11 protein-coding genes are annotated in these 17,741 nt (G+C 37.6%); 8 read left to right on the top strand and 3 right to left on the bottom strand.

Annotated features, from left to right (window positions below; translation table 11 throughout):
* Positions 1-19 precede the first annotated feature (19 nt).
* Positions 20-2,794 (top strand): aconitate hydratase AcnA, encoded by a 2,775-nt coding sequence (gene acnA, locus ACQR30_RS11030; RefSeq protein ID WP_429735007.1) that lies wholly within the window; start codon positions 20-22, stop codon positions 2,792-2,794.
* A gap of 97 nt (positions 2,795-2,891) precedes the next feature.
* On the opposite strand, the gene ACQR30_RS11035 is transcribed toward acnA, so the two are convergent.
* Positions 2,892-3,890 (bottom strand): GlxA family transcriptional regulator, encoded by a 999-nt coding sequence (locus ACQR30_RS11035; protein WP_429735009.1) that lies wholly within the window; start codon positions 3,888-3,890, stop codon positions 2,892-2,894.
* 116 nt (positions 3,891-4,006) lie between these two features.
* Here ACQR30_RS11035 and ACQR30_RS11040 point away from each other — a divergent pair, with 116 nt between their 5' ends.
* Both ACQR30_RS11040 and ACQR30_RS11045 read left to right on the top strand, forming a co-directional pair.
* Complete coding sequence (locus ACQR30_RS11040; protein ID WP_429735011.1) at positions 4,007-4,813, top strand: SnoaL-like domain-containing protein; 807 nt, start codon at positions 4,007-4,009, stop codon at positions 4,811-4,813.
* On the top strand, positions 4,779-5,150 hold the full coding sequence (locus ACQR30_RS11045; protein WP_429735013.1) for an EthD family reductase: 372 nt from the start codon (positions 4,779-4,781) through the stop codon (positions 5,148-5,150). Before ACQR30_RS11040 ends, ACQR30_RS11045 begins: the two co-directional genes overlap by 35 nt.
* A 186-nt stretch (positions 5,151-5,336) precedes the next feature.
* Here the strand turns inward: ACQR30_RS11045 and ACQR30_RS11050 are convergent, their stop codons facing one another.
* Entirely contained in the window at positions 5,337-7,580 is a 2,244-nt protein-coding gene (locus ACQR30_RS11050; RefSeq protein WP_429735015.1) for a Tex family protein, read from the bottom strand.
* Positions 7,581-7,643: 63 nt separating this feature from the next.
* Positions 7,644-8,489 (bottom strand): hypothetical protein, encoded by an 846-nt coding sequence (locus ACQR30_RS11055; RefSeq protein WP_429735017.1) that lies wholly within the window; start codon positions 8,487-8,489, stop codon positions 7,644-7,646.
* Positions 8,490-9,816: 1,327 nt separating this feature from the next.
* Between ACQR30_RS11055 and ACQR30_RS11060 the strand changes: the two genes are divergently transcribed.
* From ACQR30_RS11060 to ACQR30_RS11080, 5 genes are all read left to right on the top strand, one after another.
* A complete protein-coding gene (locus tag ACQR30_RS11060; RefSeq protein WP_429735019.1) occupies positions 9,817-10,425 on the top strand; it encodes an RNA polymerase sigma factor in 609 nt (202 codons plus the stop codon).
* Between the two features lie 65 nt (positions 10,426-10,490).
* On the top strand, positions 10,491-11,627 hold the full coding sequence (locus tag ACQR30_RS11065; RefSeq protein ID WP_429735021.1) for a FecR family protein: 1,137 nt from the start codon (positions 10,491-10,493) through the stop codon (positions 11,625-11,627).
* A 12-nt stretch (positions 11,628-11,639) separates the two neighbouring features.
* Positions 11,640-15,143: a SusC/RagA family TonB-linked outer membrane protein gene (locus tag ACQR30_RS11070; protein ID WP_429735023.1), complete on the top strand. Its 3,504-nt coding sequence runs from the start codon at positions 11,640-11,642 to the stop codon at positions 15,141-15,143.
* Positions 15,144-15,154: 11 nt separating this feature from the next.
* A complete protein-coding gene (locus ACQR30_RS11075) occupies positions 15,155-16,546 on the top strand; it encodes a RagB/SusD family nutrient uptake outer membrane protein (RefSeq protein WP_429735025.1) in 1,392 nt (463 codons plus the stop codon).
* 18 nt (positions 16,547-16,564) lie between these two features.
* Positions 16,565-17,668 (top strand): redoxin domain-containing protein, encoded by a 1,104-nt coding sequence (locus ACQR30_RS11080; protein ID WP_429735027.1) that lies wholly within the window; start codon positions 16,565-16,567, stop codon positions 17,666-17,668.
* Positions 17,669-17,741: the final 73 nt, after the last annotated feature.

Below are 17,741 nucleotides of genomic sequence, written 5' to 3' on the forward strand. Positions count from 1 at the left end.
ACAAAAATTAATATCAGATATGAGTTACTCCAATGCAAAATCAGTAAAGACACTTACAGTTTGTGGAAAAAACTTCCAGTATTGTTCCTTAAAAGACCTTCCAATAAGCATTGATCATTTACCCTTTAGTATTCGCATTCTCTTAGAAAACGCGCTTAGGAATTATGATGGTTTTAGCATTACTGATGAGCATATCGACACATTATTGCAATGGAAACCAGAGGCTGTTGAGAACGATATACCTTATAAACCTTCACGTGTCTTAATGCAGGACTTCACCGGTGTTCCTGCGGTGGTGGATATTGCATCTCTTCGGTCTGAATTTGTTCGACATGGTAAAGACGGGCAGAAAATAAATCCTGAAATACCTGTTGATTTGATTATTGACCACTCCGTGCAAGTAGATTATTATGGTACTGACTATGCTTATGGTAAAAATGTGGAACTTGAATTTGAAAGAAATAAAGAACGATATGAGCTACTGAAATGGGCTCAAAAAGGGCTCAGTAATTTTACTGTGGTGCCGCCCGGAATGGGTATTTGCCATCAGGTAAATTTGGAATATTTGGCAAAGGGCGTTACTTCCAGAGATGGTTGGTTGTTTCCTGATACGTTGGTCGGTACAGATTCTCATACACCGATGGTCAACGGTATTGGGGTTGTAGGTTGGGGCGTTGGCGGTATTGAGGCAGAAGCTGCCATGTTAGGTCAGCCCATTTTTTTTAGTTGCCCCAAAGTGGTTGGATTGAGACTAATCGGAACTATTGCAGATCAATGCACCGCTACTGACATGGTATTGGCTATTGCCCGCTTGCTCAGAAATACTGGGGTTGTAGGTAAGTTTGTCGAAGTCTTTGGCGATGGATTAGCACATTTAACTGTTACGGACCGGGCAACTATTTCTAATATGTCACCAGAATTTGGTTGCACGGTTACCTATTTCCCCGTAGATAATCGCACACTGGAATATATGCACGCTACTAATCGCAGCGCAGAACAGATTGAGATTGTGGAGACCTATTGTAAGATGAATTTATTATGGAGAACCGGTAAGGAAGATATAAAATATTCTTCCATTGTGGAACTCGATTTGTCTACACTTGAACCTTCGGTGGCCGGGCCAAAGCGTCCGCAGGATAAAATTTTTGTAAAAGATTTGGCGAATAAATTTGGCGAACTGTTGAAAGACGAATTTAGCCGTGAATACCAAACCAAAGATAGACGAAAAGAATTTGCGATGCTTACGGAAGGTGGATCCGGCACAGAATTTACTTTGGGGAAGGTCCCCAGTGAAGGAAAGCTGCACGCCGAAGTCATCGTCGATAATAATCTTCGATCTGTTAGAATTAAACAGCCCAACAAGGAGTTTGTTGTCAGCGATGGGAGTATTGTAATTGCTGCAATTACCAGTTGCACCAATACGTCAAATCCTGCGGTAATGGTTGGGGCTGGCTTAGTGGCGAGAAATGCGGTGGAGAGGGGATTGAGGGCAAAATCCTGGGTAAAAACTTCTTTGGCGCCTGGTTCGAAAGTGGTGACCAAATATCTAGAGCGTTCCGGTTTAAGTGCTCATTTGGAGGCCTTGCGATTTCATACAGTCGGGTATGGTTGTACTTCTTGTATTGGCAACTCGGGTCCATTACCTCCTGCAATAGCGGAGGCGGTGGATAAAGGAGAATTAGTCGTGGCTTCGGTGCTTTCCGGGAACCGGAATTTTGAAGCTAGGGTACACCCGCAGGTGAAGATGAATTTCTTAATGTCTCCCATGTTGGTGGTGGCCTATGCCTTAGCTGGTCGTGTGGATTTAGATTTGATGCATGACCCAATAGATTTAGACCCCAATGGTGAACCTGTCTATTTAAAGGATTTGTGGCCTTCGAGAGAAGAAATTAGTGATACTATTAATCAATGTATGAAGCAGGATGATTTTGGAGAAGTGTATGATGTGATTTTTGATGGTGCTACTGATTGGCAGAATTTGGAAGTAAATCTTGCGCAAGATTTTGAATGGCGTTCGGATTCCACATATATCAAAGAGGCTCCTTTCTTTGAAAATTTAACGCCTAGGCCGGAACCGATGGCAGATATTGCCGATGCCAGGGTATTGCTTTATTTGGGAGATTCAGTAACGACCGATCATATTTCTCCAGCCGGACAATTTAATGAAAATTCTGCTGCGGGTCAATACTTACTGAGTAAAGGTATCCCTAAAGCTAAATTTAATTCTTATGGCTCCAGAAGGGGCAATCATGAAGTGATGATGCGTGGTACCTTCGCCAATGTAAGAATTCGCAATAGAATTGCTGATAAGGAAGGTGGGTTTAGCCGCTACTTCCCCACAGATAAAGTGGATACAGTATTTGATGTGGCTAAACAGTATGAACAAGATAAAACTCCTTTGATAATATTAGCTGGCAAGGAATATGGATCCGGATCTTCAAGGGATTGGGCGGCAAAAGGAACTTATCTACTCGGCGTTAAGGCCGTTATTGCGGAAAGTTTTGAACGAATTCATAGAAGCAACCTTGTGGGTATGGGTGTAGCTCCCTTGGTATTTGTACAAGACGAGAATGCTGCATCTTTAGGATTGGATGGCTCTGAGATCTATACTATTACTGGTTTGGCGGTAGATTTGAAACCGCATAAATTATTGAATGTGAAAGCCATTCATCCCTCAGGCAAAGAAATCAACTTTAAGGTAGAAGCCAGATTGAATTCTGCCATTGAAATTGAATACTTCAAGAACCAAGGTATATTGCAATATGTATTGCGAGAATACTTAAAGAAGGATTAGATTTTTTTAAGAACAAAATGATCAGGGCTGTCACCTTAAAATTATTTTGGTGCGTTTTGCCCGTTGTGCTTTCTTTCGGAGGGGGACGCAAAATATTTCACCCGATAATAACCTCTTTGTTGTATCTGTTTTTATACGCCAGTGGTGACATCCCGGTAATCTTTCTGAATACCTCCCGAAACGCTTTCTCGTCTGAATAACCAACTTCATACATTATTTCGCTGATGGTTTTACGGCTGATCTCTAATGCTTTTTTTGCCGATTCAATCTTCACTCTTTGTGTGTATTCGACGGGCGTATTTCCTGTTGCCTTAATAAACCTTCTATCAAAATTTCGTCTGCCCACGGCTAGTCTGGACGACAAATCTGTAATAGATATTTTTTCACCTAACTTACTTTCAATATAAGCCTGTGCCTTTTTCACCATTTCATCTCCATGCAATTTTTGCCCGGTAAATAGCGCAAATGGTGATTGGCTATTGCGGTCCATTTCAATTTGAAATACTTTGGAACAATAGATGGCTGTTTGTCTGTCGTAATATTTTTCTATCAAATAAATCATCAGGTTCAAAAATGAATATGCGCCGCCATTTGTATAGATGCCATTTTCGTCTGTAATCAACTGATCCGTCTGCAAATTTACTTTTGGAAACATAGCTCTGAAATTCTCGGCTACGGCCCAATGTGTGGAGCAACTTTTTCCATCTAACAAACCGGTAACTGCCAACATAAAAGCACCTGTACATATACTCGCTATCGCAGCGCCATGTGCATATTGTCGCACTATCCAATCAATCATTAATTTGTTTCCTTTCAAAGCTTTTTCATAATTGTGATTTAATGAAGGAATGATGACAAGGTCGGTTTTGGTAATTGACGAAATATTAGCATTCGGCCGCACACAAAACAAGCCGCTATAAAATTCTACTTCTTTTGATAGGCCAACCAGTTCAATTTTGAACACCTGTTTTTTGCCTGCTGCCTTCCAGTAGTCATTGGCTCTTGTAAATATTTTGTAAGGCCCGACAATACTGCTTAGATTATTCTGTCCTTCTGGCACTAATATGGTAAGATGTTTCATGCGTATATTTCTCACAAAGATAGAAATTAATGTTGTCCAAATCAACCCGCTACTATGTCCATTTAATACCCTGTAAAAGTGATATTTGTATAATACTTTTGTTAGAGAAAATCAACTAAAATATATCAAATATGGAAAATCAAAATTTCGCTACTACGATTTTCGTAGATCAAACACCCGAAGAAGTATTTAATGCCATCAATAATGTCCGCGGTTGGTGGTCGGAGGAAATCGAGGGTAGTACAAAAAATATCAATGATGAATTTACCTATCATTATCAAGATGTCCATCGCTGTAAAATGAGAATAATAGAATCTCTTGTTGGTCAAAAAGTGGTGTGGCTTTGCACGGATAACTATTTTAGTTTTACTAAAGACAAAAGTGAATGGAAAGGAACGAAAATTATTTTTGAAATATCAAGACAAGGAAATAAAACGCAACTTTATTTCACGCATGAGGGTTTGGTTCCGGAATATGAATGTTATAGTGCCTGTGTAAATGGATGGATGCAATATATAGCACAAAGCCTGCCGAGCTTAATAAATACGGGGATAGGTCAACCAAACTCCAAGGAAAAAGCCTATACGATTCATGAAATTGCTGCCCGCTTTAATGAGCTTGCGCAACAGGAAAAGTGGTTTGAAATTCAGGATGAACTTTTCGCAGAAAATGTAAAAAGTGTAGATCCGCCCGCTTCTCCCTATTTTGGATACGCGGAGGGTAAAGCAGTCGTTCGCAAAAAAGGAGAGGATTTTGTCAAGAAGATTGAGGAATTCCATGGAGCCCATACAACTACACCCGTTATAGGCGGGAGTCATTTCGCCGTAGGAAGAGAAATGGATATTACAGTGCAAGGACATGGCAGAATACAGCTGAACGAGGTAATGCTATACGAAGTGAAAGATGGCAAAATTGTACTGGAACAGTTTTTTTATTAAAAAAGATATAAAGATAAATGGCATGGCACAAATGATTGTGATTTACAAGACGCCCGAAAACAAAGAGGTTTTTGATAAACACTATTTTGAAGTACACATACCTATGGCAAAAAAACTTCCTGGGTTGAGAAAATATGAGGTTAGTGAAAGCCCGATTATTTCCACGGCGGGAGATAGGCAAACCTATCAGATTGGAACTTTATACTTTGATAGTTTGGAGGATATGAATGCAGCAATTGCCTCTGCGCAGGGAAAGGCTTGTGCAGCAGACAGAAGAATTTTGGTTCCCGATGATGAGAAAATTCAAATTTACTTATTTGATACAATAGAGATTTAAGAAACCCACAAATCAGCAGTTGCTTGCACCGAAGACGAGTAAGACCTAGCAACTGCCAGTAGACTGAATTGTGTATTAGGTCATTTTTGGAAAACGACCTAATACACAAATGTTTTGTCAACTATTAAATGACGGATAGCATCCACCAGTGAGGCAGTGCGGGCACCCGTCAATTCACTAGAAAAATTACTTACCAAACTTCTTTCTTAGCTCAGAAAGCGCATCATTCATATTTAAATTGGCCACTTCTTTCTTTACTGGTTGATGATTGTTTTTGGTCTGAGTACTTCTTCTTTCCTGCGTGGGTTTTTCCTGTGCTTGTTTTATAGATAAGCCAATCCGCTTACGCACTATATCTACTTCCATGACTTTTACCGCCACTTTATCATTTAATTTTAAAACTTCACTTGGGTCCGAAATATATTGATGCGCTATTTCAGAGACGTGTACCAAACCATCCTGCTTCACGCCAATATCTACAAAAGCCCCGAATCGTGTGATGTTGGTTACCATGCCGGGCACAATCATTCCTTCTTTTACATCTTCAATCTTATAAATACCGGCATATTCAAATTGTTCCAGTTCACTGCGCGGATCCAATCCCGGCTTCTTCAATTCATTCAAAATATCCCTAATAGTAAGCGCTCCAAACTCTTCTGAGATATATTGCTTAACCGGAATTTCTTTAATCAGTTTTTCATTGCCTATTAATTCGCTGACATCGACGGATAGATCTTTAGCCATTGTTTCAACCACGGCGTAAGACTCGGGATGCAAAGCGCTCTCATCCAAAGGATTTTCACCCGATTTTACGCGTAAAAATCCGGCACATTGTTCAAAAGCTTTTTCCCCCAGACGCGCTACTTTTAGTAATTGTTTTCTGTTGGAAAATTTGCCAATCTCTTCTCTGTATTTTACAATATTATCCGCCAATGAAGGTCCAATACCACTGACATAACTCAATAAATGTTTGCTCGCCGTATTCAAATTTACACCTACCGCATTCACGCAACTCACCACAGTTTGATCCAGTCTTTCTTTTAACCTAAACTGATTTACATCGTGTTGGTATTGGCCAACACCGATGCTTTTGGGATCTATTTTTACTAATTCGGCTAATGGATCCATCAATCTTCTTCCGATGCTCACAGCGCCACGAATCGTAATATCTTCATTGGGAAATTCTTCACGGGCAATTTCGGATGCAGAGTAAATAGAAGCACCATCTTCATTCACCATAAATACAGGTAAATCTAATTTTAATGATTTGATAAACTGTTCCGTTTCTCTGCCCGCTGTGCCGTCTCCTATAGCGAAGGCTTCTGTATTGAACCTCCTTACCAAATCTTTGATAGTATTTTCTGCTTCTGTAAGTTTGTGATTTTTTTCGTGTACGTAAATAAGAGCTGTTGTTTGTAGCTTGCCTGTTTCGTCAATGACTACGACTTTACAACCTGTTCTGTATCCTGGATCGATAGCCAACAAGCGTTTGCTACCCAGAGGAGACGAAAGTAAGAGTTGGCGCAAGTTCTCCGCAAACACATTAATGGCTTCTTCATCTGCATTCTGTTTAAGCTGTGTTCGGAACTCTGTTTCCAAACTCGGTTGCAACAATCTTCGGTAGGCGTCTTTGATGGCTTTTTTTACTTGTTCGACCGAACCGTTCAAAGAATTTTTAATATAGATCTCTTCCAAATCCTCTAAGGCAAACGCTTCTTCCGGGGCTATGGACATACGCAGAAACCCTTCCATAAATCCCCGTAAAACAGCTAGAACTCTATGCGAAGGCACTTTCGCAATAGGTTCGGAAAAATCGAAATAATCTTTAAACTTGGCACCTTCGGTTTCTTTTTCTGCAATCACTTCACTTTTCAATAAGGCCTCATCTTCAAATAGTTTTCTAATTTTCGCACGCACTTGTGCATCTTCGTTGATGGTTTCAGAAATAATATCCCGGGCTCCCTGTAGAGCTAAATCGACAGAAGTAATCTTTTCGTTGAAATATTTTTCAGCTTCAACGTTCAAGTCTATTCCCGTTTGTTCCAAGATAATCAATGCCAATGGCTCTAAGCCATTTTCTCTTGCTGTTTGTGCTTTTGTTTTGCGCTTAGGTTTGTAAGGTAAATAGATATCTTCTAACTCGGTTAGCGTGGAAGCTTTGTCAATTTTCGACTGTAAATCTTCCGTCATCTTTCCTTGTTCGGAAATCGTATGTTCTATAAAGGCTTTTCTATCCGTGAACTCTTTTAAAAATTTAGCTTCGTCTTGTATCTGTTGAATTTGCACTTCATCCAGTGCACCTGTTTTATCTTTACGATAGCGCGCAATAAAGGGTATGGTACTGCCTTCTGCTAACAAATTCAATACGGCTTCGGCCTGCTCTTTTTTGATATTTAATTTCTGAGCAATGGGTAAAATAAATTCTGTCATAGTCTAAAATTGGATGGCGAATGTAAGTCAATTTACCGATTTCAAAGAATAGAAAACTTTCATCTACAAAGCAGCAATCGTGAAATTGCTTATGCCAATTTTTGCGCTGTTGTCCAACTTTGTACTGGGGCTTATGTAGAAGTATTTGGTTTTGCTGGTCGCAAGAAACATTTGCGTATCCAATACTTTTACTTTATCTAAATATACCTGCATATTGTCTCCTTTCACTTTTATCGCGACGTGCATAATACCGATAGCATAGGCAGCCAATGGGAAATCTATTGTATTGTCAACCTTCGTATCACTGCTATAATTGCCAACTTGTTTATTCCAATAATGGATTTCTGTTTCCGTAATAGCATTTTCGTTATAGGCATCCCCAATATAACTGCTTATATTATTGTCATGTGCAAAGCCGAAACTTAATGCTTCCAGATCATTTGCACTTGTATTACTATGTGTAGCAATATCAAATTCAATGGTAAAATCAGTAGGCAAAGGCTTGTCATTTTCTAGTTTATAAGTGGTGAACTCTTTGAGTGATAGCCATCGTCCTTCTCTATTTTTAAATAAAGCAATTTCCCCCGTTCCGCTTGTTTTCCATAAATGTGCCATTGATCCTAGTGAATCTTGAGAAAAATTGTCATTAAAAATAATTTTGCTTCCCGGAATAAAATTGTAGGACTTGGCAGCTTGAGCGAAAAAGGCAGTATTGGCTACGGATGTTTGTTGATTGGCTCCTGTTTTATTGCCCTTATCAGAAAAGGCATTGTCAATCATCTGATCGGTTTTCTCACCAATTTTGGCGGATACCTTGTCTTTAATTCTTTTAAATAATTGTGCGTGAGAGTGGTTTGCGAATAGCAACGACACAGCAATGCTAGTCACAGTAAGTGTTAGGTTTTTCATTGTTGTTTTTTTGTTAGATACGAGAATAGGTTTTAATAGTGATTTTCTTAGGTAATAGTCTAGCGCAAGTTAATAAAAATCATCGAATTATACCTGCCTTACCAAGGTTGATTGAATCTCAAACCAATATACTTATCAAAAATTGAGCGATCTGAATGATCACGAAACGCAATTGGTGAGAAAGTTGTGAGGAAATTGATCGATAGATTAATAGGCAGCGGGAGGGATGGTTTATCCTGCCTTTTCACTCAGTAAAAAGATCGGTAAAGATATTGATAGTTGATGGTGAAAATTCTTTGAAAAAAAGTAGCATGTATTTTGATTTTGTAGAATTAACCATTTCTTATTTGTTTAAACTAGCAAATGTTTTACTTTTGCCATCGCGGAATTAAAATTTAATAAGACCGGGATGATAAATAACCAACATTATCATCCCGGCACTATTTTCTACCTAATAAGACTAAACGGATTGTGAAAGTAAACCATTTCTATGTATCAAGTAAAACCTGATGTGAATGTGATTGGATACATCAAGCCTTAAATCTCTCAATGAGAGAATGGGCTTGCAAAAATGGATACCTTTTAGACAGATGTTTAAACGCTGCAAAGAATATTCTTAAAGAAGGATTAAAAATACTATCGTCAGGGACTGGCGATTACGCGGGTGGAGACTCAAATAAGACTTTGTTACAAAGCATAAGTCTGCGAAACCGGAAGCCCATTGGTCTTTAGCAAAGCGGTTCACTACGCCAAGTGCTTATGATGATTACATATCAGAATTAAAAGTAAAAAAATAATAGAGTTTTCAATAATATTCTTCAATTACGCAATGTCAATTTTTTCAAGCACCCTGCTAATCTCTTTTCAACGGCAGTTTTCGAAGTTTTTACCGAAGTTTTTTAAAGTGACAATTGTGAATGATTAATAATTTTAATTTATACATTCCCTTGAACACATTATGAGCGAAAGAATAAATGAGCGCCAACGCCGGGGCAGGTCTGGACTTAATAATCAGAATCCCGCAACTTTTCAACTTGATTCAGTTCCTTGGCTATTAAAATAGTTAAATGCTGGAACATTGTTGACATATAATACGCTTATCTGCTTTGATAAAGGATCGTAATAATTACGACGACTTAGATATGCAATTTGCTTGACACAAATGTTCTCTCATTACTTGCTTTAGTAAATGGTTAATGTAAGACGAAATCAAAAATAGCGCAATAGCTGAACCTATATCACTCGTTGTCTAAAATTTAAGAAACTTTATAAGAAAACCCTAATTAACCTTAATTTTGGTTTTGTAAATAAATATTTAAATCCCTTAATGTCATCATTTCAACAATATACAGATGAGCAGTTGTTGCTTGCTCTGGATGGAGGTTCAGAAAATGCATTTACGGAAATCTTTTATAGATATGATTCCCAGGTGCATCATTTTATATTAAAAATGGTCAAGGATGTGTCTTTTGCTGAAGAGCTCACTCAACAAGTATTTATAAAAGTTTGGGAGAAGCGGAGTTTACTAAAAAATGTGAAGAACCTTAGAGCGTATTTACTTACTATATCTTCAAACTTAGTTATTAATAATATTAAAAAACAGCTTTCAGAGAAGTCGTCGTTGGAGAATTTATTTAATAACATTAATAGCCAGAGATCATCAAGTTCTGATGAAATCCTTATACTTAAAGACACAGAATCTATTATCGAAAAGGCAATCCAGTTATTGCCCAGACAACAAAAGAATGTTTTTAATTTAAGTAGAAAGCAGGGGATGTCGAATGATGAAATTGCTAAAGAATTAAATATCTCCAAATTTACCGTTAAATACCATTTAGCCGAAGCGGTAAAAGGTGTAAAAAAGTATTTGCAGCAACACGAACAAATTTCGTCATCTTTTCTTATTATTCTTTCGCTTCTTTATATAATAGATTAATAAATATATTGGACGGCCAGTCTAATTCTCTACCTTAATTGTCTATATAATGAGAAATCATTTTTATGGAGAATGACAAACTTTTTTATTTATTAGAACAGTTAGCTTCTAATAAAATATCGATGGAAGAGCTATATGAATTAAAAAAAGAATTGGCAATTCGAGGGGCTGAAGAGCCGACCAGGCAGTGGCTGTTAGAAAATATATCTTTCTCGGATAATATAGCTCCTTATAATAAAGATAGACTCAGTGCCATTTTAAAATCAATTGAATCATTACCGCCTCAGCCAATCGAAGCTAAGGCAATCCATCGTCTTAAATGGTGGCTGTTAGCAGCAGCTGCTAGTATTATTTTGATCATTTCCCTAACAATTTTTGCGGACCTTAATTTAAATAAAAAAAATCAGGTAATTGAAACTGTAAAGGCGGATGTTTTGCCTGGCCACCAAGGAGCTGTGTTGCATCTTTCCAGTGGGCGGGAAGTGGCGCTGGATAGCTTAAAAAATGGTAACGTTATAATGGATGGAAATATTAAAATTATAAAAGAAGGAGACTCTTTAAAGTATGTAGGGTCGTCTTCTGCAGTAGTCTATAATACGATAACAACCGATAAAGCGAGGGAATGGCATCTGACACTACCAGATGGTTCTGATGTCTGGTTGAATGCAGAAAGCTCTATTAAGTATCCGTTGGTTTTCTCTGGAAAAGAGCGAATCGTGGAAATGACGGGAGAAGCGTATTTTCAGGTAAAACATAACGAGGCTAAGCCCTTTGTTGTTAAAGTAAATAATCAAATAATCGAAGATCTGGGAACAGAGTTTAATGTAAATGCTTATTTAAATGAGTCTTCTGTGAAAGCTACCCTCATTAAAGGAATTATAAAAGTAAACGAAAAAGTTTTAAGACCTGGGCAACAAGCATTAATCGAGAATGGTAAAATGGCTATTAACGATGTAAATGCAGAACAGGCCATTGCCTGGAAAAATGGAATATTTTCATTTGAAGATACCGATTTAAAAGAAGTAATGAGGCAGTTAGCAAGATGGTATAATATAGATATTCAGTATGAGGGAAATATACCTTCAATGGTTTTCGGAGGAAAAATTACACGTAACACCAATTTGTCTCAGGTGCTTGCCATACTTCAGGCAAGTGATATTCATTTTAAAATTCAAAATAAAACATTAATCGTTATGCCATAAAAAATGCAAAAAATGAATTTTACAAAAAACCGTTTCGGGTTCGAGGCCGAAACGGTGGATTTTGGAATTCATAAAAAATCTGTTCTGGACATTCTATTTCATTCACGCAATCAATACAAAGCTATGAATTTAAATGCTTACCGAAAAAAGGTATCCGTTATTTTGCGATTCTGTTCGCAAAATACATCACTCCACAAAGTTTTCCATGTCATGAAATTAACTGTCATTATTTTATTAGCGACAATTTTACAAGTTAGCGCAAAAACAAATGCTCAAAATGTGACTATCTCGAAGAAAAATGTAACTCTAGAAGACGTTTTTCGAGTAGTAGAAAGCCAAACAAAATTCGTTTTTTTCTACAATCAGAAATTGCTTAAGGAAGCTAAACCTGTTACTATTAAAGCAGACAATGCTCCGCTGAAAGAGGTGTTAGACAAATGTTTCAAAGACCAACCGATAAACTATATTATTGTCGGCAATAATATAGTAATCAAGAAGAATCCTGATTATGAAGCTCCCGTAAAAACACCATTAGAAATTCCAAAATTCACTGTTTCAGGAAAGGTGACTGATAATAACGGTAATCCAATTGCCTCTGTATCGGTCGTAATTCCGGGAACACCATTGGGTGCAATGACAAATGCAAAGGGCTACTATATTATTGAAAATGCTCCTCCTGATGCTGAATTGTATTTCTCCTACATTGGGTATAAAGAAAAACATGTAGAAATAAAAGGCCGACAAACAATAAATATATCACTTGATCTCGCTGAAAATAGCCTTGATGAGATGGTGTTAATTGGCTATGGTAAAACAACAAAAAGATTTAACACAGGCTCTGTTGCAACTATCGGTGCAGACGTTATCGCTAAGCAACCCATCGCAAATGTAATGGACGCTTTGCCCGGGCGTGTTGCCGGCGTACAAATTACTCAAAACAATGGCGTACCAGGTAGCAATACACAAATTCAAATTAGAGGCCAAGGTTCTTTAAACTCTGGAACAATTCCATTGTATGTCATTGACGGTGTTCCCTATTCCAATTTTAATGGAGCACTACCTCCTAGAGATAATCTTGATGCTTGGGGGATTAGCAGTGCAAATGGAGGCACGAGTCCATTCAGCTCCATTAATCCTGATGATATCGAAAGCATTTCTATCTTAAAAGATGCTGATGCGACAGCTATTTATGGTGCAAGGGGAGCTAATGGTGTAGTTCTAATTACGACCAAGAAAGGGAAATCAGGTAAACCTAAAGTAGATATAAACCTATACACCGGTACAGGCAAAGTTGGGCATTTTATTCCAATGCTGAACACACAACAGTATTTGACTTTGAGAAAAGAAGCTTTTGCAAATGATGGCATCGCGCCGGATAAGGCTAGTTCCAGACCTCAGGATTTATTGGATTGGGATCAAAATGCTTATACTGATTGGCAAAGATATTTGTTAGGAGGTACTGCACATTCAACGAATGCAGAAATCTCCTATTCAGGCGGAAATGAATACACACATTATAGATTGAGCGGTGCATTCAGAAGTGACGGCACGGTTTATCCTGGCGATAATTGGAAAGACAGTCGGGCCACCTCTAGATTTAGCCTTGATCACCAATCCCTGAATAAAAAATTTGGATTTAATTTTTCTACAAGCTATGCTTATGAGAATTCCTTTCTGCCTTCTTCTGATATAAGCAGTCTTTATACATTACCCCCCAATTATCCATCTACATTAAAAGATAGTACAGGAAAATTAATTTGGTACCCAGGGCTTACAAATCCATTGTCTTATTTGGAACAACCAAATAGGGGAGTCACCACTAATCTAATTGGCAATTTCACGATTCGTTATACGGTAATACCTGGTTTAAATTTAAAACTGAACTCTGGGTATACCTATATCGTCTTAGACCAAAAAGCCGCGAAACCGGCTTCCGCACAAAATCCGGCATACAATCCGGTAAGTAGTGCTTACTTCTCAAATAATAAAATTGAGAACTGGATCATAGAACCTACAGCAGATTATAGCTTTAATATTGGAAAAGGCAAATTCAATACTTTGGTAGGCGGAACCTTTCAACAAAATATCTCTCAGACAAATTCAACAAAAGGCACCAATTATAGTTCAGACCTACTGCTGGGTTCACTTAGTGGTGCAGGTCTTATTACTTCTTACTATCCAAATTATTCCAAATACAAGTTTGGTTCATTTTATGGCAGAGCAAATTATAATTTAGATAGTAAATACTTAATGAATGCCACATTTAGAAGAGATGGTTCGTCTCGTTTTGGGCCAAATAATCGTTTTGGTAATTTTTGGGCTGTTGGAGCTGGCTGGATATTTTCAGAAGAAAATTTTATAAAAGACAATCTTTCCTTCTTAAGTTTTGGGAAACTGAGAGGAAGTTATGGTCTTACGGGTAACGACCAAATTCCAGACTACCTTTATTTACCTCTTTATTCTCTGATTTCTACGCCCTATCAAAGTCAGGCAGGAATGCATGGAACAAATACACCCAATCCGGACATACAGTGGGAAACCGATAAAAAGCTCGAGTTTGCTTTAGAATTAGGATTTTTAAAAGATAGAATTTTATTTACTGGAAGTTATTATAGAGACAGGTCGGGCAACCAGTTGACCTATCTCAGCTTGCCTACTCAAACGGGGTTTAATTCCTATTTGGCAAATATTCCTGCGGTAATCCAAAACAAAGGGTTTGAGTTGACTTTTAATACAAAAAATATTGTTTCAAAAAACTTTCAATGGAATACCTCTTTAAATATTACCATAGCTAGGAATAAACTGTTGAGTTTTCCCGGTTTAGCAAGTTCTTTTTATAGCAGTTCTTATGTAATAGGGCAACCCATAAATCTTACAAGGCTGTATCACTATACAGGTATTGATCCGCAAACCGGCTATCCCCAATATGCAACAAAAAGTGGAACAGGTATGCCAGACTATAATACCGATAGAATTATTGCCCCGATTGGCCATCCATACTATGGTGGTTTAAGTAACGATTTTACGTATAAAAATTGGTCGTTAAGTGTATTTGTGCAATTTCAACACCAGAATGGCTTTACCAATAGCATTTCTTATTCGCCGATTGGAACAGGTATGACCAATCTCAACGCTGCAGTTTTAAACAGGTGGCAAAAACCAGGGGATGTAAATACGTTATATCCTGCTGCATCTGCCAATGCGGGTACTCCTATTGCGAATGCTTATGGCTATTATTATGGTGGGTCTGATGCCTTCTGGGGTGACGCCTCTTGGTTAAAGATACGTTCTGCGTCTTTTTCGTATTCATTGAATAAAAATTTATTAAAACGCCTTGACTTGAGTGCATTGCGATTGTATGCAGAAGGGCAAAACCTACTTACTCTTAATAAAAATAAATATCAGTTTGATCCAGAAACGAATGTGCCTGGTGGTCCTCCGGGCTTAGGGACCGGACAATATGCGGCTGTTCCGCCACTTAGAACACTTGTACTGGGAATTAATGTTTCATTTTAAAAATTACAAACATGATAAATTTGAAATTATTCAATAAAGATAAAATCAGCGTCTTCTTATTAACGATGATTTTAATTTCTTTGTCTTCTTGTTCTAAATTTGTTGACCTAGGTGCTCCAACCACTCAAATTGGTGTAAAAGAAGCTTTTCAATCTGACGCTTCGGCAACTAGCGCCGTAATAGGGCTCTATAACAATTCCTTAAGCCTCTACTTTTCGGGAGTAGTTGGGTCCTCAGCAGATGATATCCATTACTCAACCAGCTCAATCAACTATGATCAGTTTTCAAGCAATGCTATATTGCCCAATAATTCTATTAATTCAAATAATTTTTGGGCCGGCTCTTATTCAGAACTATACCAGATTAATTTGGCTATAACAGGATTAAGTGGCTCTACGGCATTGACACCTTCTGTTAAAAATCAATTATTGGGTGAAGCTTTAACTTGGCGGGCTTTTATGAATTTTTATCTGGTTAATTTTTATGGGGATGTTCCTCTTGAATTAACGACAGATATCGCCGCTAACGCTGTAATGCCCAGAACCAGTGAAACAATAGTTTGGGCGCAAATAATGGCAGATTTAAAAAGTGCGGACAGTCTTTTGACTCAGAATTATCCAACTGCGCAAAGGGCGAGAATTAATAAATATACTGCAATGGCACTACTGGCAAAAGCTTATTTGTACAACAGAAATTGGGCATCTGCGGAGCAGTATTGCGACAGCATTATTTCTTCAGGTGTTTATAATTTAAATACCGATCTAAATAACACATTTACCAATTCCAGTAACGAGATAATTTGGCAAATTGCAAATTCTACAGGCATCTCGACTTTTGGCAGCAATTTTTTAGCACCCAAAGGTGTTTTGCCAAATTATATTCTATATGACACTTTATATAGTTCATTTGAGCCAAACGATTTGCGTAAAAAGGATTGGACAATGACGGATACCATCGGAGGTAAAGCGTATTACTATGATTATAAATACAAAGATCGTTCTGGTACAGGAAATGAATACAATGTTGTGTTTCGGTTAGCTGAACAATATTTGATTAGAGCAGAAGCAAGAGCAGAGCAAAATGATCTTTCCGGTGCTATTAGTGATTTGGATATTATTCGCAATCGTGCAGGCCTTAATTCTTTAAATCCATTGCTGACAAAAGCCCAAGTCTTGTTAGCAGTTGAACAAGAAAGAAAAGTGGAATTATTTGGTGAATGGGGCAATAGATGGTTCGATCTAAAACGAACGCCCAGCATTTCAGGTAACACAAAATTGACTAGAGCGGATGATGTTTTGTCGGGAATAAAATCTAATTGGGCGCACACAGATATTCTCTATCCTATTCCCTCAGATCAAAGACTTACTAATACGCATTTGACGCAAAATGAAGGTTATAATTAAATAAAAAATAAAATTTAAATGAATTATATAAAAAGAATTATTACAGTCGCTTGCTTTTTAATGCCGTCCAAGACCTTTGCGCCACGAAAAGATTTTAGAATAAAGGGACACATTGAACATTTCCCCAGTGGTAAAGTTATTTTAACTGCTAACGATGGACATATATTAGATTCAACAAAAACAGTAGATGGTAACTTCACCTTTGAAGGTAAAATAAATAATCCTGTATTTGCTTATCTCACATTTGGAGATGATATGCAAAGAGTATCTTTTTTTTTGGAAAGCAAAAATATTAGTCTTGCACTCAATAAAGATTCTTTGCAAAATGCGATGATTAAGGGATCGCCTGAAACTAAAAATTGGGAAGATTACCTCAAGGTATTTCACAAGATTTCTATGAGCGCAGCGCCTTACTATCACTTATCCGATTCATTGCACAAAGCAAGTAACGGGAAATTAGATAGTACAGACAAGGTAACCATACAAAATGCTTTAGACAAATTACAAGATTATGATTTAAAAATGCATAAAGAATATGTACTAAGTCATCAAAATTCAGTGGTGTGTCCTTTCTTTATAATTGATCATTTTATAAATTACTTCGAATTTAAGCAGGCAGATATGTTATTTGCTCTGGTAACACCCGAGGTTAGAAATTCTTTTTATGGTAAAAAGCTTTCCACGGCAATTGAAATAGCTGACCGGACTGCAATTGGGAGCTCACCCACATTTTCTCAAATGGATACCTGCGGTAAAACAGTTAATCTAAAAGACTATAGAGGCCAATATGTGTTGGTTGATTTCTGGGCAAGTTGGTGCGGACCTTGTAGAGCGGAAAATCCGAATGTCTTAGCCGCCTATAAAAAGTATCATAAGCTGGGCTTTGCGGTTGTGGGAGTTTCTTTAGACAATAATAAGAAGGCTTGGTTAAATGCAATCCACCATGACGGTTTGCAATGGACACAGTTATGTGATTTAAAGGGGTGGAATAATGCAGCCGCTATTGAATTTGGCGTCAAAATAGTTCCTACAAATTTCCTTTTAGACAAAGCTGGAAAAGTAATAGCCAAGAATTTGCGGGGCGAAGATTTGCAGAATAAATTAAATGAATTGTTGAATTAGCCGACATACACGAAGAATTCCTTCTTTTTATGAACTTATTCTTTCTGTTTTGGCAAATGGTAATTAAAAATAT

Origin of the sequence: Arachidicoccus sp. (genome assembly GCF_050436765.1) — a bacterium.
Lineage (GTDB): Bacteria > Bacteroidota > Bacteroidia > Chitinophagales > Chitinophagaceae > Arachidicoccus.